We start from the raw sequence: 25453 nt of genomic DNA on the forward strand, positions 1-25453 counted from the left end.
GCCAAGAAATAATACTATGTGCAGTGTAAACTTGTCTGCAAAACTTGCTTGCGATAAATGAATTATTCTTATGAAAAGCGTCGAATCACAAAAGGAATTTTCTCAACGCTGGATCGTCTTATTGGCGTTGCTGACTGCTTTGGGGCCACTTTCAATCGATATGTATTTGCCTGCTTTACCTCAAATGGCCGATGATTTTGGTGTGACAACGCAACAAGTGGCCAATAGTCTTCCTGCGTATTTCTTGGGTTTGGCGATTGGGCAGTTAATTTATGGGCCAGTCAGCGACCGTATTGGGCGTAAAACACCGCTATATTTCGGTTTGGTTTTATATATTTGTGCCAGTTTTCTGTGTGTCTTTGCCAATAGTGAATGGAGCTTGATCGCAGCTCGCGTTCTGCAAGCCTTGGGTGGTTGTGTCGGTGTGGTGATTGCCCGTGCGGCAATTCGTGATCGCTTAAGTATGCAAGCTTCTGCTCAAGCCTTTGCCAGTATGATGATCGTGACAACAATTGCACCAATCATTGCACCTACTTTAGGCGCATGGGTTTTGCAGGTGTTTGAATGGCAATACATATTTGCGGTATTGGTACTTGTCGGTATTTTTTGTCTTTTCTGCGTACATTTTTTCTTTCAAGAAACCCTGCCTGTTGAGCGACGCTTAAAATTAAGTTTGAAACAAGTCTTAGGTTTATATGGTGCGATTTTACAGGACGAAACTTTCCGTAAACCGATGCTCACAGGCTGTTTCTCTGGCGCGATTTTATTTTGTTATATCAGTGGCTCATCTGCCATTTTGATGGATGGTTATGGTCTGAGCCAACAGCAATTTGCTTATGTATTTGGGGCGAATGCTTTAGGGATTATGGTGTTTTCAACCCTCAATAAGAAACTTGCAAATCGACTGGATGTTCGCCATCGTTTGCAATTGGGTAATGCACTTCAATTGTGTAGTGTGCTGATCTTATTGGCGGCAGGATTATTTCATCTTTCCTCTATCTTTGTTGTAATGTTTGGCATGTTCTTATGTGTTGCTTCAATCGGCTTCACTGGGCCAAATGCCATGGCATTGGCGATGTCTGAACAAGGCTCACGAGCTGGAACAGCCAGTGCCATTATGGGAAGTATGCAATTTGCCTGTGGTCTATTGGCCGGAGTGTTTTTGAACTTTTTAGTATGGTCAGCGCTCATCAATATGGCACTGATTATGCTGCTATTTGTAGTTGTTGCAATGATTACTATGCGCAGTTTAAAAGCTTCAGCCATGGGGTGACCTGAATGCAGGTGATGACGTTTAGGCCATTTGACTTAAACGTCGGTCATCAACGTACGTGTATTATTGATCAAATATCCGCGTCACTCATGATAAATGTTCATCATCCATAACGATGAATGAGGTCGCTATTTTCCCATTGTGAGTTCAATTGCTGTTTGCTCGAAATTTATCTCTAAACAATCATCCACTTGAAAATAAAAAGTGAAACGGTGGATCGCTGTAGTCCCATTGTAATGAAATAGAGCAACTGATAAATAAGTATTATTTGCATTAAACACAGTGCTTTATGCTAGATCACTACATATCGAATGCCTCTATCGGTAATGTGTCGGATTTTATTGTTTTTATGACATACCTATAGGGTATGGATATTTACCTTTAAGGTATGGGTGTTGAGCTTTTTTGCCATCTGAATCGGCTAAGTCTGAATTTTAACTAAATATTTCAGTCTATTTTCAGTGATGGATTCAGCGTTTTTGCTTTTTGCTTTCAAGTATTTCGTTCTTGGGAGCTGCAAGTTGGGGCTTTAATGCGACTAAAGCACAGATAGGCAGCTTGAAATTTGTCCGCTCAAATAGGCGAATAACAAAGCGCCCAGAGTTAGGGCATACAACAATGACAGGACAATAGAGAGCTTAGGATGAAAACTCAAACTGTATTCCACCCAATGAAAACCCTTGTTGTTGCCATGAGTTTGGCAACGGTCTCAATGACTCATGCAGGCAGCAATACTTCTGAAATTGAACAATTACGTGCAGAAGTTGCAGAACTGAAAAGTTTAATTAAAGCGCAGCAGCAAGTTCAACAACAGCAACAAACAGAGATTCAGCAAGTTAAAGCGCGTCCTGTTGCACCACCACCGCCACCAGCTACTCCAGCTGCAAGCTTAAAATCTAAAACAGGTGCAGATGTAAGCCTTTACGGTTTTGTTCGTGGTGATGCGAACTACATCATCGAAGGTGCGGATAACGACTTCAACAACGTACATACGTCTAAAGAAGAAGCACGTGATAAACTTCGCGCAACTGCAAAAACTACACGTTTTGGTTTAGATTTTACAGCACCTGTCGGTGGTGATAATAAAGTGGGCGGTAAAATTGAAGTCGACTTCAATGGAAGTGGCGAAACTATTCGTCTACGTCATGGTTATTTAACCTTTAACAACTGGTTATTTGGTCAGACCACATCAAACTTCTTGTCTAGCCATGCACCAGAAATGATTGATTTTGCTACTAATGTGGGCGGTGGTATAACGCGCTTACCTCAAGTACGTTATAACCATAAACTCGCTCCGCAAACGCAATTATTTGTTGCTGCAGAAGAAGGGGATAGTAAAGGGACTGTTGCTGCAGATCCGACATATCGCCTTCCAAACTTAACTGCCAAAGTGACTCAAGGTTTTGCTGCAGGTAAAGGTACCGCTTCAGCTCGTGCATTGGTTGAAAACTACAAATCTAAAGCTGCGGATGATACAGAAACAGCTTGGGGTGTAGCAGCGGGTGCATCTTATGCAGTGACTGATCAATTGAAATTGAATGGTGATGTCTCGTATACAGAAGGCAACAGCAACTATTTATATGGTTCTAACTCGGCTTACTCTGTTGTAGATGGAAACATCGAGCAAAACAAATTCACTGCTGTACAAGTGGGTGCAACTTATAAGTTTAATGAAAAACTACGTTCGACTTTAGCTTACGGCGCGCTATTTGCGGATGATGGCAGCGCGTATGCGAAAGATGCATTGAATTCAAATGCGAACGAAGAAGCACAGCAAGCTTGGATTAACTTTATTTACGCACCTGTAAAACCAGTTGAACTTGGCTTGGAATATGTGAACGGTAAACGCAAAAACTTTGCTGGTGAATCTTATAACGATGACCGCGTTGGCTTAATGGCTAAATATAGCTTCTAAGCTCAAATCATCGATCAGAATCGATCAAAAAAGCCTGACTTAGTTCAGGCTTTTTTTGTTTAAACAGAGGATGTATTAACACAAATGAACTCACAGCACTAAACAGATAGATTCATTAAATCGCCTGAGTCATGATGTCGTACTGGTTAAAGCAGGCGTTGAACCACGTACAGTGTATAGATCACGCTTAAATCTTTAATATTTTATATAGATAAAAAATACGAATGCATTTAAATAAAAACAATTGGATATAACTTTAAATTATAGAAAAATTAACTTTTTGTAATAAAAAGTACTGAAATTTTATTGTTCAGGCTGCATAATGTGCGACTTTTCAGAAATAGTGCGAAACAGTACAGACATACACAATGTTCTGTCATTAAATTTGCTTCATTTGAGGCTGTTTCTCAATTTAAAACTTTTAGCGATTTGTTAGTCATTTTGAGTTGATTTTTAAAGCTCAGACTTACTTATTTGAATCAGATGATGAATATTTTTCAAACTCTTTAGCTTGAGTCGTTTAATTGCATTATTGATTTGAAATTACAAAATGTAGTTGTATTTCAGACCATAAAGGCAGCTAATGCTGATAGAAGAGCTTTAAAAATATTCAAATAATTTTGGACAAATTATATGGAATTTAGTTTTAACGCGTTTTATACCTTAATCGCAGCGGTAATTGTGCTTTTGTTGGGACGGTTTCTAGTTAATCGTATTGGCTTTTTAGGCCGATATAACATTCCAGAGCCTGTTGCCGGTGGTTTAGTTGCCGCGATTATTTCTTTGGTGGTGCATAGTCTTTGGGGTTATAGCATTACCACAAGTAGTGAATTACAAACAAGTTTCATGCTGATTTTCTTCGCTTCTATTGGTTTGAGTGCAAACTTTGCCAAATTAAAAGAGGGTGGAATCGGCTTGGTCATCTTTATCGTCGCTGTCGCTTCATTCATCATGGTGCAGAACCTCGTAGGTATCAGTCTTGCGACGGTGCTAGGTATTGACCCTCTTATTGGTTTGATTGCAGGTTCTATTACCCTTACCGGTGGTCATGGTACTGCAGGCGCATGGGGTGAAATTTTAGAAGTTCAACATGGCATTCAAGGTGCATTAGCCTTAGGTATGGCAAGTGCGACATTTGGTTTGATTATTGGCGGTATTATCGGTGGTCCACTGGCTAAGCTATTAATTAACCGCTATCAACTTGCAACGCCTCGTACTCATGAACAAATTGAAAAAAGTGATAACACTCCTTTAGCAGATATTAATTCAACAGAATATGTGCCGTTTGAATATCCGCATCGAGTTCGTCTCATTACAGCAGATAATGCGATTACCACATTAGGTTTATTTGCAGGGTGTTTAGCATTTGCGGACTTCATGACCGATTTTAGTAAAGGTACTGTATTTGAATTACCGACATTTGTTTGGGCACTGGCTGGTGGCGTAATTTTACGAAATGTACTGGAGGGTATTTTCCGTGTACAAATTTTTGACCGCGCTATCGATGTATTTGGTAATGCATCTCTATCTTTGTATTTGGCGATGGCATTGTTGTCATTAAAGTTATGGCAATTGTCCGATCTCGCTGGCCCACTTGTAGTCATTTTGGGTGCACAAACGCTGACGATGGCTTTGTATGCTGCTTTTGTGACTTTCCGTGTCATGGGTAAAAACTACGATGCTGCTGTTTTATCAGCAGGTCACTGTGGTTTTGGTATGGGTGCAACCCCGACGGCTGTGGCAAATATGCAAGCGATTACAAATATGTATGGCCCTTCACATAAGGCATTCTTAATTGTGCCGCTATGTGGTGCATTCTTTGTTGACTTAATTAATGCGACGGTTATTCAATTAATTCTCAAATTTTTCGCTTAATTCTACAAAGGCTCTAATTTAGAGCCTTTGTTTTTATATTCGCATTTTAGGTATTGATTATGGATGAACAATTAAATGCAACTCTCATGGGCTGGGTCAAAGTTTTTAATGATCCGCTTTGGGATTTCTTAGTCGTATTCTTAGTGGCGGTTGGTATTTTCTATACCTTAATCACTGGCGCAGTTCAGATTCGTCTATTTTTTCATAGTATTCAAGTGATGAAATCTAGCCGTAAAGAAGGCGATGATGAACATGGGATTACACCATTCCAAGCCTTTGTGACGGGACTGGCCAGTCGTGTCGGCGTAGGTAATGTCGCAGGTGTTGCAATTGCGATTGCAATTGGTGGGCCAGGTGCAGTGTTTTGGATGTGGTTTACCGCATTTTTAGGCATGAGTTCAGCATTTGTGGAATCTTCACTTGCACAGCTCTTCAAAGTGCGTGATACGCAAAATCAGCAATTTCGTGGTGGTCCAGCGTACTACATCACGCAAGGCTTGAAGCAAAAGTGGTTGGGTGTGGTTTTTGCCATCGCGCTGATTTCAACTTACGGTTTTGTCTTTAATGCGGTGCAAGCCAATGCGATTACAGGTGCGACCTCACATGCGTGGGGCTGGGATAAAGCCAATATCATTTTAGACTTAGGTGGTTTCGGTTTTGAAATCTCTTGGGTGGGCTTGTTCTTGGTGTTCATTACTGCGCTGATTATTTTTGGCGGGATTAAACGAATCGCCAAAGTTGCAGAAAGATTTGTACCCTTTATGGCGTTGCTTTATCTCGCAGTTGCTTTCTATGTTGCATTTGCTAACTTTGCGATGCTCCCAGATATTTTCCAGTTAATTTTCAGCAAAGCCTTTGAATTTGATGCTGCGGCAGGTGGTTTTTTCGGTGCCATGGTTTCTATGGCAATGATGCAAGGGATTAAACGTGGTTTATTCTCCAATGAAGCCGGTATGGGTTCTGCACCCAATGCTGCGGCAGCATCAGATGTTAAACACCCGGTCCATCAAGGCTTAGTTCAAATGCTCGGTGTATTTGTCGACACATTTGTGGTGTGTACCTGTACGGCGATCATTATTTTGGCATCTGGCTTGTATGAAAATGCAGGCTTTGAAGGCGTTGCTTTGACGCAAATGGCGCTTGAAAGCCAGATTGGCGCATGGGGAGATGACTTCCTTGCCATAATCTTGTTCTTATTCGCTTATTCTTCAGTAATCGGTAACTATGCTTATGCTGAAGGTAATGTGCAGTTTATCAATAACAATCCTAAGGTCATGTTTGTATTCCGCGTATTCGTCCTCATGATGGTGTACTTTGGTTCAATCATGAGTGTGCCACTGATTTGGAACTTAGCGGATCTCTTCATGGGCGTAATGGCGAGTATTAACCTCTTTGCGATTTTATTGCTGACGCCATTCTTATTGATGCTGATGAAAGACTACACCTCACAGTTAAAACGGGGTGTAAAAGAGCCTGTGTTTAAAATGGATGAACATCCAAAATATAAGGATCGCGTTAATTCCGATATTTGGTAAAGTCAAAAATTAACTTAAAAAAAGCTCCGTTATCGGGGCTTTTTTTTGCTAGATAAGGGCTTAAATCCTGATGTGGAAATTCTGCTAGATATTGAAATTTTGACAGCCAATGACTTTCTAGGTTGTATGTCAATATAATGTGCATCGGTCATAGGCATTAACGAATAATAACAGTGACGTGAATGCGGACTGATTAGACTACTTTTTCTCTTCAAATCTCGAGTTGCATTTGGAATATCTCTCAATGAAAAGCATAACTGTTTTGATGACTGCATTCGCAATCAGCCTTGTAGGTTGTCAAAGTGTGGGCTCAAAAACGGTCAGCGCTGAAACAACCTCACAAATTCGGACTTATACAGCAGCACCTGCACAGGTGGCGAATAACCGCATTGACTTTAAAAAAGTGAAAAAGCAGGAAAAGCGTCCGATTGTTGCTTTGGTTTTAGGGAGTGGTGGGGCACGTGGTTATGCACACATTGGCGCCATTCAGATACTTGAACAGCAGGGAATACACCCTGATTTTATTGTCGGAACCAGTGCGGGCAGTATTGTGGGTTCAATCTATGCATCAGGTAAAAGTGCCAATGAGTTAAGAGATATCGCTTTGAATATGAAAGCCAATGATGTTCGAGAAATACGTTTGGACAAAAAAGGCTTTTTTGACGGTAAAAAAGTTGAAGATTATATCAATGAGCAAGTTGATGACGTGCCTTTAGAGTTGCTAAAAACCCCAATGTATGTTGTGGCAACCGAGTTAAAGGATGGCAAAAAAGTCGTGTTCAACTATGGCAATACGGGGCAGGCTGTTCGTGCTTCGGTGTCGATTCCGAGCATGTTTATTCCAACGATTATTGAAGACACAGAATATGTCGATGGTGGCTTGGTCAGCCCTGTTCCTGTGGACGTTGCACGCGATTTAGGGGCGGATATTATTATTGCGGTGGATATTTTGGCACGACCGATTCATACCGAAACGTCGAATGTTTGGGGCTTGTTTAACCAAAATATCAATATTATGCAAAATCGTTTAGCTCAAGAAGAACTCAAGCGAGCAGACATTGTGATTCAACCTGATTTACGTGAAAAAGCACATATATTTGATGTAAAAGGTCGTGAAGCGACGATGCTTGCAGGTGAAGAGGCAACCTTAGAAAAACTTGGAGAGATTTCTCGGGTTTATGCTGAACATCAATATAGCAAGGGACATCATATTCCTTATTTAGCAGCCAAAGACTAGGTTGGTACGATCCGTAAATTGACATGCATCCTGTTCACCTAGCAGGGTGCATTTTTATTTCAGCTAAGCATTTTAATTTTTGCTCTCAGCTCTTCCCATGCTCAATAGTATCTAGTAATCATTAATATATTGGATGTTGATTGGTTTTAGGTCTTAATCAAAAGATTTGCCAAATATAAAAATCGTAATAATAAGAAAATATACAGTTAATTATTTGAAATTAATTAAGAAAATCCTATTAATTGGTTTTACGTAGATTTTAAGAGTATATACCTATATTAGCGTTTTTATTCATGTGCTTACGTTTACCAATACTGTTGAAGTGTTTAGAATATCATCAGGTTATTAATACTTAAAACCAATAAATATTTTAAAGGTGGCTGTAGATGAAAACGCTTGATGTAGGACAAAAAGTAAAGCTTGCGATGATGGAAGAGAGCGTGTTTATTGTCACTCATGTGCATGTAGATAATTCTTACACGCTAGAAAGTACCAATGATGGTGGACAAAAAACCAGCTATGACAACGTATCTTTCGAGATGTTAAAAGTCTTAGAAGATTAAGTTTAATGCCGTGCTATGTTGAATCGATGGAGCAACGCGTTTTAATGAATATGTTTTAAATATAAAACACAGCATAGCTTGGATTAAAAAATTGATAGATAGCGCGATAAATACTTGTTTATCGGGTGTATATCGTTATCGATATATATTTTACTGAATGATGGTATGATCACTATAAATAATAATGATGGTTTTTTTGCCGATTTGAACATTTAATCTTGATTAAAATCTATATAATAATCACATTAATCATTGTTATATCACGAGTCTAGAGAAACAAGATGTCCCCATTAGATCAAATTGCGAATGCACTAGACGACCAGTCAGAATTATCGATGTCAGTTTTAATGACTCCTGACATGGCGAATTTTTCGGGTAATGTGCATGGTGGAACGATTCTAAAATTGTTAGACCAAGTCGCGTATGCTTGTGCAAGTCGCTATTCTGGTAGCTACGTGGTGACACTATCAGTTGATAAAGTAAATTTTAAAGAACCAATTCACGTGGGTGAGTTAGTGACTTTCCTTGCAAGTGTGAACCATGTAGGTCGTACTTCTATGGAAATTGGTATTCGTGTTGAAGCGCAGAACATTCAAAAACGTACAGTGCGTCATACCAATAGTTGCTATTTCACAATGGTCGCTGTTGATGATCAAGGTAAGCCAAAACAAATTCCGGCATTAAATCTAGATAATGACTGGAAACGTTGTCGCTTCGAAGCTGCGGAACATCGTAAAGTGGCGCGTTTACAGGAAAATCATCATCCTTCTTGCAGTATTTATAAAAAGTCGACACAAAGCTAATCGCTTTGGTGGCTGAATATTTGAAAAGATCGCTTAAGCGATCTTTTTTTATGCTGAAATTCGTCTGGAGAGTGCAGTAGGGATTTGAATTCCGAGTGTGCGACTAAAGTTTTTTTCTTCAAAGCTTAGTTAAAGATAGTCATTCAGTCCAATACCGTTTAATATAAAACGATACGTAGCGTTTCGTTTTTTGAATTATGAGTGAAACTGAAAAAACTTCTCGGCGTAAGCAATGTATCTTACAGGCAGTCACAGATGCTTTAGCGGAAAGTGATTATCGAAGCATGACCATTGAAGATATTGCGGCTCGTGCAGGCGTGGGAAAATCGACGATTTACCGTTGGTGGAAGCATAAGTCCGATCTGGTTTTCGATGCTTTTAAAGCGCACACCGCGTCGGTGTTTGAGCTCGATTTATCACAAAGTTTAGAGTTCAATCTAAATCAACAATTGCTCAAACTATCACGGGCTTTAAATCAGCATGTGGGTCGAGCATTGCTGGTCGTTTTGGCGGAGCATCGTGAAGCAGCGGGTGAGTTTTTTAAACAGTATTTGTTACCTCGACGCGAAGCGACACGTGAGCTGATTCAATTGGCCATTCAACGTGGAGAAATTCGAGCGGATTATCCTTTTGAGCTGATGTTAGATATGTTGTATGGCCCGATTCATTATCAGATCATTTTCTTTAATACTCAGCCAGATGAAGACTATATCAAGCGACTGGTGCAGTTGGCGCTTAAGCCGATTCTGATTGAATCAGAAGCCACACATGGTGGTGAGGTAAGGACATCATGATCCATCAAAATCATGCATCACTATGGAACAAGTCTTTTGTTTTTTGTTTGTGTAATAACTTGTTTTTATTTAGCTATTACTTTGCGCTGCTGACCATATTGCCCATTTATATTATGAAAGAATTGGGTGGTACGATTCAGCAAGCGGGTATGGCTTTGACCTTATTTTTAGTGTCATCCATTGCGATTCGTCCCTTTTCCGGCATGATTGTTGAGCGTTTTGGTAAAGCCAATTCTGTGCGTATTTCAGGCTTTATTTTTGTCGTTTTTGCGCTGAGTTATTTGTGGATTGACAGCATGTGGTCGTTGTTGGTCATTCGTTTTTTACATGGTTTTTGGTTCAGTATATTAACCACGGTCAATGTTCCCATCGTAAATGATTACATTCCAGATCACCGAAAAGGCGAGGGCATGGGTTACTTTGTCATGTCGACCAACTTAGGCGTGGTGATCGGGCCATTTTTAGCGCTGAGCATGATTCAATTCAGCAGTTTTAGTACCTTATTTGCAGTATTAGCCTTATTGGTTGCAGTGGGCTATATTTTTACGTGGTTGGTTCAAATACAAGAACACGTACAGCATAAATCAAGTGATCAAGCGAGCCAATCCGCAGCCATCCAATGGCGTGATGTGATAGAAACACGGGTACTTGCCATCAGTTTTGTGGCATTGCTGACCGCATTTGCATATTCGAGTGTGATGAGTTTTATCACCGCTTATGCAGAGTTGAAGCATTTACTCGCTTATACCAGTATCTTTTTTATTGTCTTTGCTGTGTCGATGTTGCTCGTCCGTCCTTGGGTTGGCAAAGTCTATGATCGTAAAGGCCCGAGTGCAGTCATCTATCCATCATTTATTTGCTTTGCCATTGGTTTGGTGGTTGTGAGTTTTCTCACGAATCAATGGGTGCTTTGGATATCGGCAGTTTTTATGGGCATCGGCTACGGTTCAGTGTTCCCATGCCTGCAAACGGTCGCGATTCAAACGGTAGAAAAAGCCCGAATGGGACATGCGATATCCACCTTTTTTGCCTTGTTTGATATTGGCCTTGCTGTCGGTTCGGTCATTATGGGTGTGCTGATTGCATACTTTGGATTTCAGGCAACCTATTTATTTTGTGCGGTGATGGTGCTGTTCACTTTGTGGATGTATCGTTTATTCGTGGCAAACCAATTTAAACGCAGTGCTTTAGGAGCTGAATAATGGAATTACGACATCTACGATATTTTGTTGCGGTTGCCGAAGAGCTAAATTTTACCAAGGCTGCGCAGCGAATGTGTACTGTGCAACCTTCTTTAAGTCAGCAAATTAAAGACTTAGAACAGGAAGTTGGGGTGCAATTATTGATGCGAACCAACCGAAAAGTTGAGTTGACTGCAGAAGGTCAGGCCTTTTTAAAAGAAGCGCGTTTAAGTTTAGAGCATGCTGAAAAAGCCATGATAGATGCGCGTCAAATTGCGCAGCTCAGTAAAGAACAACTGAATATTGGCTTTGTTCCTGTGGCAGAAATGAAGGTCTTTCCTTATATCATGCCGAATATCCGTGCTCAGTTTCCTGAGTTAAAAATTCATTTTCATAGTTTAATGGATGTCGATCAGATCAGTGCAGTGCGTAAAGGGGAGATTGATATTGCCTTTACCCGTTATGTCGAAGAAAGCCCTGATATAGAATCTGTTCAGATTTTTACTGAGCCTTTGGCGCTGATTGTACCGAAAAATTCGCCTGTGGCAGAACAGCGGCACATTAGCATTAAAAACATGAATAATCAGGATTTTATTATTAGTGATGAACATTCATCACCTGAGCTATACCGAATTATTCAAGATTTCTTTAAGCAAAATAAACTGAATGTGAACTTGGTACAGCATTCGACCAATATTTTGTTAAATGTCAATTTGGTCGGTATGGGCGTGGGGTGGAGTTTGGTACCGTCTTATGTCATTCCATTGCTCGGTGATAAAATATTGGTTAAAAGTACGGTTGAACCTTTGCCGACCATTGGTTTGTATGCAAGCTATCGAAAAGATCGTAAAAATGATGCGATCGAATTGATATTAAAAGTCTTAAAAGAGCAGTTCTATATGGGCTTTTTCTAGGCCTTTAAATATTGCCCTAAGATTTAAACAAAAAATCCCGAATTAAGCGCTTCGGGATTTTTTTATTTATCGTATTTTTAATCAAGGACTCAATGATACATAGCCTTTGTCACTCTGATTTATTTAAACCATTTTTGTAAATAGGGTTTTATCACACGGTAGGCAATCAAACCGATAATAATAATCAGATAGAGTGGCCAAATCGTAATGAGAACAACCAACAGGCTCAACACAAATTGCCAACCTTTTTGAATACCGTACCACGCTCTTTGCCAGAAACTATCGCCATTTAACTGAGCAATAGCATCAAGGTTAATATCGATATGTTCACGGACAGTGGCAGGTTGGCTAAAGCCAATCACAATCGTGCTATAGCGGACACGATCTTGAACTTCTAAGCGGGTCAGACGTGAGATTTCATTGATTTGTGCTGCTGCAACATGGTCGGGCACGACCTGTGTTTGTGACATTTTTTCTTCGAGTAGTTTTAGCTCATAGCGTTTTGCCGAATATTGCTGACGGTTCAAAAAATGCATAAGGGGCAACAGTTGATTAACGAAATGTGCAGCTTTTTCACTTGGCACACGAATGATCATTTCCGCTTGCGGATTTATTTTTTCAAAGATTTTAATTTTGCCGTCAGCAATCGGGTAGGATTGACTCTCTTGCACCACAAAGTCGATATTTTTCTGTTCAATAAAGCCACCTAAACTTAGCGTGAGTTTTTCAATTTCTAAGGCCGTTTTAACCACATCTTTCGACTCAAAACTGACATTGGCTTCTCGAACCATTTTACGAGAGGCTTCGGCTGGGTTGACCTGCTCATTTAAAATAGTTTCAGGTTTTTGTGTTGTTGCAGGCGTGGTAGACGGCTCATTGGAAGTGCTTTCCGCTGCTTGATCTTGCTGTGTACTGACTTGAGCAGGTTGTGCATCTGCGCTGGCTTCAGTTGCCATTTCTTCGGTTTTCTTGGAACAGCCTGAAATTAAAATCACCGTTAACATGGCAATTAAATATTTATTTTTCATTGATGTAGAGCTCAATTGTTTGATTATCAGAAAGTCGGAGTAAATACTTTTTGCTTTAAATATAAATTCAAATTTAGCGTAATTATTAGTCGGGCGTATTGTATCGGAAAGTGTTTAAAGCACGGATGAACGCAACATAATTCTACATAAAGCCGCGTATAGTAATAGACAGAACAACAAGGATGAAAATAAGGATATCTACAATGAACCCAGCAATGAAACTCTACAGCAATCCACGCTCACGCAGTAATACCATTCTGCCTTTATTAAAAGAATTAGACATCGAGTCAGAAGTTGACATTATTGAAGTGCCATATGAAGAGATGCATCAAGCGGCATATCTCAAGATTAACCCCATGGGCAAAGTTCCTTGCTTGGTCGATGGTATTGTCGTGATTAGTGAGACCGCAGCCATCTTTAGTTATTTAGCCGATAAATTTAGTGACAAAGGTTTGGCACCCGCCTTGGATGATCCCAAACGTGGTGAATATTTGAAATGGATGTTTTTCTGTCATGGTCCGCTGACTGAATATATGGACATGAAAAATGTCGGCATTAGCACAGAGTTGATGGATGAGAAACGTGGCAGTTTGAGTTTTGGTAATGAAAAAATACTTTTAGATTTTATTAAAACAGGGCTTGCACAGGCTCAACCATATCTGTTGGGGGATAAAATTAGCGCAGCAGATTTGTATTTAGCTTATTGGATGGTGTATGCCATTTCATTCAAAATATTGCCATATTTGGATGAATTTAAACCTTTTATTCAGCTGATTCAGCAACGTGAATCGGTAAAAGATGTGCATTGGTTTCAGTCGGTTTAACTTGGATGCTTATTTGATTGTTGGCTGAACGTGTTGTTACGATATGTCTAATCATATAGCTCTTTCTTTGAGAACTACAAAGAAAGAGTTTTAAATATCAATCACGAAGATGGTAAAGTGATTTTAATTATTGCCATAAATAATGTATGGCATATATTGCGCTAAATTAAATAGACTCAATCGTTGTTGGTTCTATTTAAAAAATCATGGGCTTCATCATCAGATAGAGGTGGGCCTAAATCTCTTTCAAGTTTGGCATATATTTCGAGTAGTCTTTTTTGTTGGGGATCCATATCTAAGGCACGATGCTGCTGATATGTTAATTGATCTTCAATCCAATCATAATCCTGAATCGCAGACCCTGCGAAACTGGTTTTCAAATGGAGTTTGTAATAACCAGAAAAGTTGCGTTTCTTGGTATCTAGACAGAGATAGGCGAAGGTAGACCAACCACTTTCGGGAAATTTAAGGCGAGCTCGGCAGGGCTTCTTTTCTAGTGTAAATGTGGGTGAATAGACTTGGCCTTTTAGAATGATATTTTTATTTTGACCAAAATATTGAGTTTGTAATGCAAATGAAGCAAGAATCACTGTGGTGAGAAAAAAGCTGGCAATGACTGAATAAAAAAATGAAATGTATAAATGGAAGGACAAAAAATTAGATTCTTCGTTTTTGTTCACATCTTTTTCTAAGCGTAATAAATAGCAATTCAAAGAAATAAGAAAACAGAGGCAAAAAACGAAAATAGGTAACCAACTATTGGCATGAAAATGATGTATCTCTACGAAAATGAGTGAACAGATAAAAATAAAACCTAACAAACTATAAATGAATAATTTCTGAAATCTTTTTTGCATTTTGCGAAGCTTATAATTATGTATTGAACGATTATAGCATCTGATGTTTATAGTTATTATAGAAAAAAATCACCATGCTTTATGCATGGTGATTTTTAATTCTTGCAGATCTATTTCGATTATTAAGCATGCAATTTTGCAAACAATTGTTGGCTCACGCTGTCTAAAGTTTGTGGAATTGCAATCGCTGCAACAAAACGGTCTGGGCGAAGAATCGTAACAGATTCAGTGGTTTTACCAAACCAACCACGAATATCGGTACCAATATCACCAATCGTAATCACATTGTCGTACTTGGTGCGATTTTCATTGCTAAGCTGAACAGCAGGCAATACTTGGATAAATTTAACGCCCAATTTTTGCCATTTTTTCATGGTCGCATCTGACAGACCCCATTTCGGATCAACGCCCCAAGCAATGATTGCAAAGTCGTTACCGATGACTTCATCAAGTAGGACTTTTTCACCAGATTCAAGTTGAACATATGGTTGAATGAACATTTTACCCACAGGTGAATCTTTAACACCGTTATTGATCAATGCACCATCGTTGTACTTCGGCATTGGCTTGAAGCGCATTTCCAATAGATATTGTTTGATCGGTTTGATGTAATTGAGCGCATAGGCGATACCATCACGCACGAAACCTTGCCATTTTTTTGGTGGCGCAAGGACATGACCCGCCATTACAGAAAGATCAATCATCGCTTTGGCATGATCTTTACGTTCAACTTGGTATGTATCTAAAAGCGCTGGGCCAGCTTTGCCTTGTACAACCATAGCAACTTTCCACGCAAGGTTGAATGCATCACGCATACCACTGTTATACCCTTGACCTTGCCATACTGGCATGATGTGCGCAGCATCGCCTGCAAGTAAAATACGGTCTACACGGAATTTATCTGCAATACGGGCATTGTGGGTATAAACGCGCTGACGAATCACTTCAATACCGTCGGTCGTTGGAAGCACTTTCGACAATAATTTGGCAATGTTTTCAGGTTTGCTTAATTCATCTTGAGTTTCACCAGGCATCACCATAAATTCGAAACGACGAATACCGTGTGGAAGCGCAGCAGATACATAAGGACGCACAGGGTCACAGCATAGGTAAATGTGTGGCGTTGCAAGTGGGTCGTTATTGATGTCGATCACGATCCATTGGTTCGGTGCAGTTTTACCATCGAAGCCGATGTTGAGGGTACGACGTACCACTGAGTTACCACCATCACAAGCAATCAAATACTGCGCTTGAATTTTTTCAGCTTCACCGTCTTTATTTTGAATATTTAGCGTTACACCATTGGCATCTTGGCTAAAATCAGACAATTGACGAGAGAATAAAACATTTGTGGTTTCGTACTGTTTTAAACCTTGTAGCAGTACATTATCGACTTGCGGTTGAATAAAGGCATTACGACGTGAGAAACCAAATTCACGAGTGAGCGGTTGAATGTCAGCGAAACAACGACCTTTAGGGGTTAAGAAACGCATCGCGTGGTTCGGTGTTGTATGTGGTAATACTTGATCCACTAAACCTAATGATTGGATGGTACGTAATGATTCATCATCAATACCAATCGCACGTGGGTAGTCAATCAGGCTGTCCAGTTGTTCAATCACAGTGACTTTGACACCTTGCTTACTTAAGTAGTTTGCAATGGTTAAGCCGACAGGACCTGCGCCCAGAATGGCAACTTCCGTTGTGTAATTTGCTTTATTGCTCATGCGTAAACATCCAATCACTTCACATATGCCACTATTAAGTTCTAACCCGAGGCTTTCAACAAGCTAGGCATAAGTCGAAACGATGAATCGAATTGTCGTGTTTTTTGCAGGGTTTTATTTTAAGTGAATGATATATATTTATTTATATTAAAATGATCAATCATTTTGAATGATTTATCGATCATTAAAATCTATCAATTAGTAGCTTTGAGCATAAAAAAGCCGAACCATTTTTCAATGATCCGGCGACTTTAATTCATTTAGCACAACATTTTATTAGTGAGGGATAAATGTTGAGCAGCAGACTAAATGAATTTAGCGTGTGGAGTACGCTATTCGTCTATTACTGAGCAGGTTGAGCTGGTGCAGAACCTTCAGCATTTGCTTCTGAAGCAGGTTGAGCAGCAGTACCTTCAGCAGCAGTTGTTTCAGTCGCTGGCTGTTCTTGAGTGCTAACCACTACTTTTTCTTGTTCAGGCGCTTCTTGTTTATCTTTGCTTGCAGCAAAACTTGTTGCAGCTGCAGCAGCTAGAGTAGAAGCAAGTAAAATTTGAGTTAATTTCATTTTGAGCATCCTTATATATTTTAGTAAGTCCTGAAAAGATCATCACGTCCATCAGGAGAGAGCTCATGCTAAATCGAGAAAACCGAGTGATCAATGCGAGCAACAAAGTGAAACAGACTGGTTAACTGGATGAATACATAACCGTCCATCCTGTGTTTTAAATGTAAAAAAAATATCGGAATCTTCATTTAACTTTGCAAGAAAAAATGACCAAATCGACTTTATGATTCATTCATTGTTTACATGATGATTACATCGATGTCGTAAATAAGCAGAATCTAGAAATTTCACTAAAATCCAAATGTAAGGATTCTTTTCGATATGGCTATTTTTTTTTAAATATAAGAGTTAACTTTGTCAATAAAGTATGACCAGATATGTCATGCATTCATGCAAATGGAATAAACAGGCTGTTTAACAGCCAGATCATCATTCAATGCCTCGGATACTAGGCTGATCTATGCTTTAGAAAAATGAAGACAGAGAAATGAAGACTAGACTTGCAGCATTTTTTTGAAATCATTATGGTAAAGGCCATCAATCATTGGCTATTTATTTGAGTGACTCACTTTTGAAATTAGTTTCTACCCACGGTGCGATTCCGGTTCATATTATTTCTGGCTTTTTAGGTGCGGGTAAAACCACAGTTTTACAGCAGTTATTAAAGCAAAAGCCAGCGGGCGAAACTTGGGCCGTACTGATGAATGAGTTTGGGCAAATCGGGGTCGATCAACAGATGTTGCCGCAAGATCAGGGCTTTGCGGTGAAGGAATTATTGGGTGGATGTCTATGTTGTAGTAGCCAACTGCCGATGCAAATTGCGTTGTCACGATTATTGTCAGAGGTGAAACCCGACCGACTGTTTATTGAGCCGACAGGTTTAGGGCATCCGGGACAACTATTGGAGCAATTGACCGAGCCACATTGGCATCCGCATTTAGCCATGCGGGCATTGGTAACCGTGGTTGATGGCTCACGCTTACATGATCAAGAGTGGACTTCGCAAAATCTGTATGCCGATCAACTCAAAGTGGCACAAATCGTTGTGGTGTCTCATGTCGATTGCATGAGTGATGCCGATCAAGCTGGTTTGGAACGACTCAAACAAACGTATTTACCGTATCAGCAGCAATGGATCAATGTCGTCAAAGGTGATTTAAAATTGGCAAATATTGATCTCGCCTATGTGGGAAGTCCTCGTAAAATTCAGCCTTTATTGGCGATACAAAAGCAAACGTTGGTCGATGTACCCACAGAAATTAAACAGTTGCCTTATCATTATGTTGAATCCGCTCAGGGCTATAGTGTCGCAGGTTGGAAACTCCCAAAACGATGGACCTTTGATTTTTTTGAGTTGTTAGATTTACTCTGTGAGCAGCAAGATTGGCTACGGATCAAAGGTATTTTTCAGACAGACCAAGGGTGGAAAACCTTTAACTTTAATCCCGATCAGTTTAATTATCAGTCGAGCGAGGAAAGTATCGATAATCGTGTCGAAATTATTTACCAGACTGAACGTGAATGGCTCGAATTTGAAGATCGTTTAATGCAGTGTCGTATCGATGCCGAGAAAGCTGAGAAATAAGTAAATCAGCGCAGCAAAAGCTTGCTAAATCTTATATGCTAGGCGCCAAATTTGAGGACTTTACTATGGCGCTAAAAGCTACAATTTATAAAGCAGATTTGAACATTGCCAATATGGATGTACACCAATATGGTGATTATCAATTGACAATGGCTTTGCATCCTTCTGAAACGATTGAACGTTTGATGGTACGTGTCTTGGCATATGCACGCTATGCAGATGAAGCCTTAGAATTTACCAAAGATCTTTTCGAAACAGACGAACCAGCGCTGTGGGAAAAAGATTTAACAGGCCAATTGGTGAAATGGATTGAAGTTGGCTGTCCTGACGAAGACAAAGTCAAAAAAGCCAGTGCACGTTGCCCAAACGTTGCTGTGATTACTTATGGTTCATCAGTAGATGAATGGTATAAACGCAACAGCAAATTGAAAACACTGAAGAATGTTGAGATTTGGCAATTATCTGAAGCGAGTACAGCTGCCATTCAAGAGTTATCCGAACGAACCATGTCTTTACAATTAAACGTAATGGACGGCGAATGGACTTTGATAGGTGATAAAGCTCAAGCTGTCATTGAATGGACACAATTGCAATAAGTTTATCATTTGATTTAACTCTTCATGATGGGTGTGAGTTTAGGCTTGCATCCTGACTATAAAATTCGGTATATCTACAAACAATGAGAAAATTTTAAAGATGGGGAGCAGCCGATGTACCCTGATTTTTATTTGTTATTTGTGGCGCTTATGATTGGCGCTGTCATTGGTGCGGAACGTGAGTACCGAAGTAAGTCGGCAGGTCTGCGCACCATGATTATGGTCAGTTTAAGTTCATGTTTATTTACTATCTTATCGTTACGTATCGGCGTTGATAGTCATGATCGAATTGCGGCCAATATTTTGACTGGCCTCGGCTTTTTGGGTGCGGGGGTAATTTTTAAAGATGAAAATCGAATTTCAGGCATTACCACAGCAACTACCATTTGGATGACCGCTGCCTTAGGCATGGCTGCGGGAGCGGGCTATGTCATGCTGAGCTTGATTGGTACGGTGATTGTGCTGATCGTTTTAATTGTTTTGATTTATATTCAAGCGTGGATTGAAGCGAAAAACCAAGCACGGAGTTATCGTATCGTTTGTCACTTTCGACAACAAACGCTGGATGACTATGAAGAGCTGTTTAAAACCTATCAAATGCAAGTGGTTCGTAGTGTGCGACATAAAACTGAACATAAAATCAGTGGGCGTTGGATCTTAATTGGCTCTGCGACAAACCATAGAAAATTAACTCAAGATCTAATGAATGATCAGGATATTCTGGAGCTCAATTTTTAACAGCGTATTTACTACGGCATCCAAAGTAATCCTGTTTATAATAGGGTTTTATTTTGATTGCGGCATTTGAGGTTGAGAGCATGAGCAAAGAATTAGAAATTATTGACTTAGTGGTAGGCGAAGGTAAAGAAGCGGTTAAAGGCGCTTTGATTACAACACACTATACAGGCTGGTTAGAAGACGGCACTAAATTCGATTCATCACTGGATCGTGGTAATTATTTTGAAACGGTAATTGGTACAGGCCGTGTGATTAAAGGTTGGGATCAGGGCATCATGGGGATGAAAGTCGGTGGTAAACGTAAGTTAATCGTGCCATCACATTTGGCTTATGGTGAGCGTAAAATGGGCAATGTGATTCCTGCCAATTCAAATCTTATTTTTGAGATTGAATTGTATGATGTAAAAACGCGCGATTAATACAGTGACTGTTTTAGATCGATGACATGGACGTTATTGATCAATTGGATAAAATAGTAGTTGTTATTTTTGTCTTTTACCGTAGATTAGAATAATTGCTCGAGTATAAACGCAGGAATCAAAGCCGTTGTCTTTACAGTTGCCTTGCACCAGATTGTTCTGGGTTCTTACCTTTATTATTTTTACATTGGCATTCACTGTATCGACTGCTCAAGCACAGTATGAAACTGCGCCTAAATCGTTTTATTTAAAACATCAAAACGAAGTTAACCAAATCTACTTCACGGAAGACACCAGTAGCCTCTTACAAGGCAAATGGTTGTTTTATCCAAATCAATTTTTAACTTCTCCGAGTTCGGTTCTAGTCGGTCAAACGGTCTATCTGCCTGCATCATTTAAAGACATCACAGGGGACAGTAAAGGTTTTGGGACATTTACTGGACATTTCCAAATCCCTAAACAATTTATTGGTCGACGTATCGCGGTATTGATTCCAAATCAGTACGGTGCGTATCGGGTATTTTTAAATGGTGATGTGATCGTTCGTTTGGGCGAGGTGGGGCGTACTGAAGCAGAACAAAAAACGGAGAATGCACCGCGAATTGCCTATTTTGTGGCACAAGATGAATATTTCACTTTAACCATTCAGGCTTCAAGTTTTAACAGTATGCACGGCGGGTTTGAAAACCCGATGCGTATTGGTATTGCTAAGACAATAAACCGCCAATTCCAACAACAAATGATGAGTATTGGAATGGTGTCGGGCGCCGTCTTGGGTGTGGGACTCTTTACGATCCTATTTTCTGTTTTCCGAGGTTTACGCGGTCGCAATAGCCGAAGTAATTTGGTGTTTGGCTTATTTATTGTCTTTTTAGCATTCCATAATTTATTTTCAGCACCTTATGCCTATACCACTTTTACCGATATCAATTGGTTGTGGGGCACGCGATTAGAATATTTATTTACTTATTTGGCGTCGATTTTCTTTTTAAGTTATATCCACTTGCTCAGTCGTCGCTATTTATTTACCTTAAATTATCAGATCGCGATGTTGCTGTTGTCGTTGAATATTTCAGTGACTTTTGTTTCGACCCCTGAGATTTTTCAGCCTTTGGCAACCTACAGCTTTGCTTATGTGATCGTTGTTCTGAGTAATTTTGCTTATGGTTTTTACCTAACACTGAAAAAGAAAGAACCGTATTCAAAATTAAATTTAATCGCGGTTATTTTCCTGTGCATTACCTTTTTAAACGACTTTTTGCTGATGATGAATTTGATTGATTCAGTCAATTTATCGTTCATTTCAACCAGTTTGTATGCCTTGTTGATCATGTTTCAGCAATCGCATCATTATGCACAGCAGTCGATGCATACGGAACAGTTGAATAATAGTTTGCTTGAGCTAAACAGTTCACTCGATCAGAAAGTCAAAGAGCGCACCTTACAGCTTCACGAGCTGAATAAAAAGCTAGAGCTACAAATTCGTATTGATGCCTTAACGGGGGCATTCAACCGCCGTGCACTGAATGCTGAAATTCAACGCTTATATTCGGAAGTCCGTTTTCATAGCCATCGAACACTGGTCTTTGCCATGTTAGATGTTGATTATTTTAAAAATTATAATGACCACTATGGACATCTCAAAGGCGATGAGGTGTTACAGCAGATCGTGAAAACCATGCAAAATACCCTGCCAAGTTCAGCCTATGTGGCTCGCTACGGGGGAGAAGAGTTTGCCATATTGATGCATGATGTTCCGTATGCGATTGCCCAAGAGCAATTACAATTGGTACTCGAAGCCATGCGTAATGAACAGCTTGAACATGTTAATCGGGGTGATGACAAAAATTACGTCACTCTAAGTTTGGGCATGGCATGGATGGATAAGCAAAATGACTTTGACAGTATCGAAGCTTTAATGAAACATGCAGACCATTATTTATATATGGCCAAACAGGCAGGACGCGATCAACTTAAGCCTTGATACCTAGTCGTAAACGGTTTAAAACTTTGTGGAGGTATCGGTAGTATCCATTGCCAATACTTATTTAGATTCATTTATCTTTAAATTCATCTATACAATCATCTTATTTGAAAATCTATCCCTCTACGAACTTTATCTCTCTACTAGCAGAGTTGTTTGACCAATTTAAGCGGAACATCAGCAGGCTCAAAATCCTGATGTGCGACAAAGCCATATTTTTGGTAAAAGGCGAGTGCCGTATGGGTACTTTCTAGACTGATCTCGGTAATATTCTTTTTCCGGACGCAGTGCATCATGTTTAATAATAACGCCTTACCAATGCCTTGGTACTGACGTTCAGGGCAAATATAGTTCAGTAAAATTTGTCCCTGATCACTGACTAAAATAAAGCCGACCACTCGATTGTCACTGACGTAGACCCAACTATCGTTGTAAAGCATCCACATTAAGATATTTGATTGATTTGCCTCCTCAAGCCAAGTTTGAATCACACTTTCATTACGTTGATGGTCCTGGATACATGAACGAATGCTGTTGTGAATCACGTGAATAATTTCGGGTATGTCCTGGATTTGTGCTTCGCGTATCATAATTTTTTCTTTTTATAAAAAACTCCAACAGCCTGCCATTTCAGAAGATATCGCCCTGTGCTTAAAGAGGCTTATTGTTGCGTTTTATGTTTTTTTGCTGCCATTGCGCTGTTGGGTTGGGTTTTTATTTCAAAATTGTTGCAAAATTTACAAATGTATATTTATAAATTAATCATTAAATATGGATAAATAACCACATAAATGCATCTAACTATACTGTTTTTAAAGTAATAATAGATCTTTTAGAAATGTATACATACTCAATGATTTCAGCAGGTGTAATAGTTTGAAATAAATTAGCAAAGAAAATAGGCCAAATTTCAGCTTTAAAATAATTTTGTATGAATTTTAAACGTTATTGTGCGTTATATTAGTCCATAAAAATATTCGATGATTCAAGATGTGCATGCGCGTCATCGGCAGTAGGTTGTTATTATGGTTAATTTTCTCATTGTGATATGTATTCTGATCGCGTTGTCTGCAGCGGGCATTGTGGTCAAAAAAATCCTAAAAACAGAAAAATATCGTCAAAAATATACGCGCTACCAAGCACCAGAAAAATCGAACAGTATCTCTTTAGCATCGAATGATGATGCTATACGCCAAGTCGATCAGGTCATTGAAGTTGATGAATATGAACAGCAACTTTTTGATGATATTGCGGAAATTTTCTTTCAACAACAATACAAATTAGATTCGCTACAGGCAGCCGAGCAGTTACAAGAAGTCTTTTTACGTCGCATGCCAGTGAATTGTAAAACTCAAATTCGCCAATTAGATTTGAATGAATGGTCGATTTATTGGAATTTTTACAATCAATCACTCGAGTATTATTTAGGCCGATACGGTGAGTTTTATACACATGTCGACCGTTTTGGCGAAGAACATAAAATTGAATATCGCTATCAAGACTCCGCAAGTTGAAGCAAAATGCGATCTTGGACTAAATCGAGATAACTCAAATCATCGGTTATTCGGGCCATTAAAATAGCGCCTTCATAATCCGCCAAGCTGACTTTGGCAAGTTGAGCGGCGTGTTCGATGGTCATGCATCGCTTAAAAAACACTTCAAAGGCGAGTTGCCACTCCTGAAAGATGGACTGTAATTTTGCAAAAATCTCGGCAGGTAAATGTTGCCGCTCCATACTTAAGATCCCGACCAAACAGCCTAATCCACCTTGGCTAAAAAACTGGATGGCCTGTTGATGGATGTGCGAGAAAGCCTGTTGAGGTGATGCAGTGGATCGCTGTAATTGCTGAAAAATACTGTGCTTTAACTTCACGTGTGTCAGGTTTAAAATTTCCATCAGCAAAGCGTCTTTATTCGGATAGTCATAATAAAACGCAGCTTTTGAAAGTCCACAGGCTTCAGCCAATTTCCCCATGCTGCAGCCCATATAGCCATAGCGTTTAAAGGCGTGTGCTGACTGTAGTAATAGATGTTCTGAGGTGTTTTTCCGTGGACGCATGTATCTCTCTATCCAAATAAATCACTATGATGTGTATAAAGTAAATTGGTTTAACCGACTAATAGTTCGTTAAACCTTCCAATGACTTCCTGCCATAAGGGTTCAGCACCTTTGCGGAAATATCCCATATGACCAATATGTTTTAGACCATAATCTTGCGCTTCAATATTGATATAGTGCATTGATGCTTGCGCATAATGTTGCATAAAAGCATGTCGTGAATTGGGTAATGCCCAGTCATCATCGAGCGCAGCGACCGCATAAATCGGCGTTTGAACTGCAGCATATTGTTGAGATAGCTCACTCAGCTCAGGGTCGGCAAAGAAATAGGTTGGGTTTTTACACCAACGACGCCATTGCTTATAGACATCGACAGGAAGGTCAGCGCCCATATTGAGTTTGCTCCAAGGCAAATACCCTTTGACGGCAACCATCGGCGGAAAAACGATATTCCACATCACATGAACTTTCATTTTTTCTTTAAAGGGCATATAGCCATGCCAACCTGCGCCAGTGCCAAAACAATACATGGCACGTATCTGATCATGATTTGGGGTAAGGCCTAGTGCTTGACCGCCATAAGAGTGTCCCACTAGAAAAGTTTCCTGACCGTGTTGTTGCATATAAGCTATGGCACCAGAAAGGTCATAACGTCCCCAGTCAAGATAAGACATCTTAAAGCCTTTAAGTTTTGACGGTGCAGAACGTCCTATACCACGATAATCAAAAGTCAGTACTTGATAACCGAGTCCTGCGGCATACTCGGCAAAACGACGGTAAAATTGTTGAGGTACACCTGTCGCACTTGAAATAATAATATTGGCCTTAGCGGCAGTATTAGGCCGATATTCAACGCCTGAAAGCGTATAACCATCGGTTGCAGGGAAACTCACGGGTGTACTATGTATTTCTTGCGCTGCTGGTTCTAAATCCGTTGACATAATTTTTCTCTTGATAGGCAGGACGTAAAGGGTTTACTCA

General features: G+C 39.8%; 24 protein-coding genes. 17 read left to right on the plus strand and 7 right to left on the minus strand.

The features are described 5' to 3' along the window. Positions 1–70 precede the first annotated feature (70 nt). The 10 genes from FTU05_RS02750 (at position 71) to FTU05_RS02795 (ending at position 12090) form a co-directional block, all read left to right on the plus strand. A complete protein-coding gene (locus FTU05_RS02750) occupies positions 71–1273 on the plus strand; it encodes a multidrug effflux MFS transporter (RefSeq protein WP_180164184.1) in 1203 nt (400 codons plus the stop codon). A gap of 643 nt (positions 1274–1916) precedes the next feature. After that, on the plus strand, positions 1917–3188 hold the full coding sequence (locus tag FTU05_RS02755) for a DcaP family trimeric outer membrane transporter (RefSeq protein ID WP_180164186.1): 1272 nt from the start codon (positions 1917–1919) through the stop codon (positions 3186–3188). Between the two features lie 633 nt (positions 3189–3821). Beyond that, positions 3822–5063 (plus strand): sodium/glutamate symporter, encoded by a 1242-nt coding sequence (gene gltS / locus FTU05_RS02760; RefSeq protein ID WP_168379287.1) that lies wholly within the window; start codon positions 3822–3824, stop codon positions 5061–5063. A gap of 59 nt (positions 5064–5122) precedes the next feature. Beyond that, positions 5123–6598, plus strand: a complete 1476-nt coding sequence (locus FTU05_RS02765; protein WP_180164188.1) for a sodium:alanine symporter family protein — start codon at positions 5123–5125, stop codon at positions 6596–6598. A 244-nt stretch (positions 6599–6842) separates the two neighbouring features. After that, positions 6843–7835 carry a patatin-like phospholipase family protein gene (locus tag FTU05_RS02770; RefSeq protein WP_180055511.1) on the plus strand — a complete coding sequence of 331 codons (993 nt, stop codon included), beginning with the start codon at positions 6843–6845 and terminating at the stop codon, positions 7833–7835. Positions 7836–8221: 386 nt separating this feature from the next. Next, entirely contained in the window at positions 8222–8398 is a 177-nt protein-coding gene (locus tag FTU05_RS02775) for a hypothetical protein (RefSeq protein ID WP_171262670.1), read from the plus strand. Positions 8399–8679: 281 nt separating this feature from the next. After that, the gene (locus tag FTU05_RS02780; protein ID WP_078191431.1) at positions 8680–9201 is read left to right on the plus strand and encodes an acyl-CoA thioesterase; all 522 of its coding nucleotides are present in this window, start codon (positions 8680–8682) and stop codon (positions 9199–9201) included. A 197-nt stretch (positions 9202–9398) separates the two neighbouring features. Continuing rightward, positions 9399–9995 carry a TetR/AcrR family transcriptional regulator gene (locus FTU05_RS02785; RefSeq protein WP_180164190.1) on the plus strand — a complete coding sequence of 199 codons (597 nt, stop codon included), beginning with the start codon at positions 9399–9401 and terminating at the stop codon, positions 9993–9995. Beyond that, positions 9992–11197: an MFS transporter gene (locus FTU05_RS02790; RefSeq protein ID WP_180164192.1), complete on the plus strand. Its 1206-nt coding sequence runs from the start codon at positions 9992–9994 to the stop codon at positions 11195–11197. Before FTU05_RS02785 ends, FTU05_RS02790 begins: the two co-directional genes overlap by 4 nt. Continuing rightward, the gene (locus tag FTU05_RS02795; RefSeq protein ID WP_078191428.1) at positions 11197–12090 is read left to right on the plus strand and encodes a LysR substrate-binding domain-containing protein; all 894 of its coding nucleotides are present in this window, start codon (positions 11197–11199) and stop codon (positions 12088–12090) included. The genes FTU05_RS02790 and FTU05_RS02795 overlap by 1 nt, the downstream gene beginning before the upstream one ends. 119 nt (positions 12091–12209) lie before the next feature. Here FTU05_RS02795 and FTU05_RS02800 read toward each other — a convergent pair whose 3' ends face one another. After that, positions 12210–13118 (minus strand): DUF4349 domain-containing protein, encoded by a 909-nt coding sequence (locus FTU05_RS02800; protein WP_180164194.1) that lies wholly within the window; start codon positions 13116–13118, stop codon positions 12210–12212. A 215-nt stretch (positions 13119–13333) separates the two neighbouring features. Here FTU05_RS02800 and FTU05_RS02805 point away from each other — a divergent pair, with 215 nt between their 5' ends. Continuing rightward, complete coding sequence (locus tag FTU05_RS02805) at positions 13334–13942, plus strand: glutathione S-transferase family protein (protein ID WP_180164218.1); 609 nt, start codon at positions 13334–13336, stop codon at positions 13940–13942. 176 nt (positions 13943–14118) lie between these two features. Here the strand turns inward: FTU05_RS02805 and FTU05_RS02810 are convergent, their stop codons facing one another. The 3 genes from FTU05_RS02810 to FTU05_RS02820 all read right to left on the minus strand — a co-directional run bounded on the left by FTU05_RS02810 (position 14119) and on the right by FTU05_RS02820 (position 17091). After that, positions 14119–14622 carry a hypothetical protein gene (locus tag FTU05_RS02810; protein WP_180164196.1) on the minus strand — a complete coding sequence of 168 codons (504 nt, stop codon included), beginning with the start codon at positions 14620–14622 and terminating at the stop codon, positions 14119–14121. Positions 14623–14921: 299 nt separating this feature from the next. Next, positions 14922–16526 carry a bifunctional 3-(3-hydroxy-phenyl)propionate/3-hydroxycinnamic acid hydroxylase gene (locus FTU05_RS02815; RefSeq protein WP_180164198.1) on the minus strand — a complete coding sequence of 535 codons (1605 nt, stop codon included), beginning with the start codon at positions 16524–16526 and terminating at the stop codon, positions 14922–14924. A 343-nt stretch (positions 16527–16869) separates the two neighbouring features. Further along, on the minus strand, positions 16870–17091 hold the full coding sequence (locus tag FTU05_RS02820; protein WP_078191424.1) for a hypothetical protein: 222 nt from the start codon (positions 17089–17091) through the stop codon (positions 16870–16872). A 571-nt stretch (positions 17092–17662) separates the two neighbouring features. On the opposite strand from FTU05_RS02820, the gene FTU05_RS02825 reads away from it, so the two are divergent. From FTU05_RS02825 to FTU05_RS02845, 5 genes are all read left to right on the plus strand, one after another. Beyond that, complete coding sequence (locus FTU05_RS02825; protein ID WP_180041944.1) at positions 17663–18676, plus strand: GTP-binding protein; 1014 nt, start codon at positions 17663–17665, stop codon at positions 18674–18676. A 65-nt stretch (positions 18677–18741) separates the two neighbouring features. After that, a complete protein-coding gene (locus tag FTU05_RS02830) occupies positions 18742–19272 on the plus strand; it encodes a YaeQ family protein (RefSeq protein WP_180041946.1) in 531 nt (176 codons plus the stop codon). 114 nt (positions 19273–19386) lie between these two features. Beyond that, the gene (locus tag FTU05_RS02835; protein ID WP_180005309.1) at positions 19387–20010 is read left to right on the plus strand and encodes an MgtC/SapB family protein; all 624 of its coding nucleotides are present in this window, start codon (positions 19387–19389) and stop codon (positions 20008–20010) included. A gap of 80 nt (positions 20011–20090) precedes the next feature. After that, positions 20091–20429, plus strand: coding sequence for an FKBP-type peptidyl-prolyl cis-trans isomerase (locus FTU05_RS02840; protein ID WP_180005310.1), 339 nt, complete (start codon positions 20091–20093; stop codon positions 20427–20429). Between the two features lie 187 nt (positions 20430–20616). Beyond that, the gene (locus FTU05_RS02845; protein ID WP_180041960.1) at positions 20617–22413 is read left to right on the plus strand and encodes a diguanylate cyclase domain-containing protein; all 1797 of its coding nucleotides are present in this window, start codon (positions 20617–20619) and stop codon (positions 22411–22413) included. A 143-nt stretch (positions 22414–22556) separates the two neighbouring features. Here FTU05_RS02845 and FTU05_RS02850 read toward each other — a convergent pair whose 3' ends face one another. Further along, the gene (locus FTU05_RS02850) at positions 22557–23003 is read right to left on the minus strand and encodes a GNAT family N-acetyltransferase (RefSeq protein WP_078191420.1); all 447 of its coding nucleotides are present in this window, start codon (positions 23001–23003) and stop codon (positions 22557–22559) included. A 435-nt stretch (positions 23004–23438) separates the two neighbouring features. Between FTU05_RS02850 and FTU05_RS02855 the strand changes: the two genes are divergently transcribed. Continuing rightward, on the plus strand, positions 23439–23927 hold the full coding sequence (locus FTU05_RS02855; protein ID WP_168379275.1) for a hypothetical protein: 489 nt from the start codon (positions 23439–23441) through the stop codon (positions 23925–23927). On the opposite strand, the gene FTU05_RS02860 is transcribed toward FTU05_RS02855, so the two are convergent. Together FTU05_RS02860 and FTU05_RS02865 are read right to left on the minus strand one after the other, a co-directional pair. After that, a complete protein-coding gene (locus FTU05_RS02860; RefSeq protein ID WP_168379274.1) occupies positions 23909–24472 on the minus strand; it encodes a TetR/AcrR family transcriptional regulator in 564 nt (187 codons plus the stop codon). The two genes, FTU05_RS02855 and FTU05_RS02860, sit on opposite strands and share 19 nt — an antisense overlap. 50 nt (positions 24473–24522) lie before the next feature. Next, positions 24523–25413, minus strand: a complete 891-nt coding sequence (locus tag FTU05_RS02865) for an alpha/beta fold hydrolase (RefSeq protein ID WP_180164200.1) — start codon at positions 25411–25413, stop codon at positions 24523–24525. Between the last annotated feature and the right edge of the window lie 40 nt (positions 25414–25453).

Origin of the sequence: Acinetobacter sp. YH12049 (genome assembly GCF_013419875.1) — a bacterium.
Classification (GTDB): Bacteria; Pseudomonadota; Gammaproteobacteria; order Pseudomonadales; family Moraxellaceae; genus Acinetobacter; species Acinetobacter amyesii.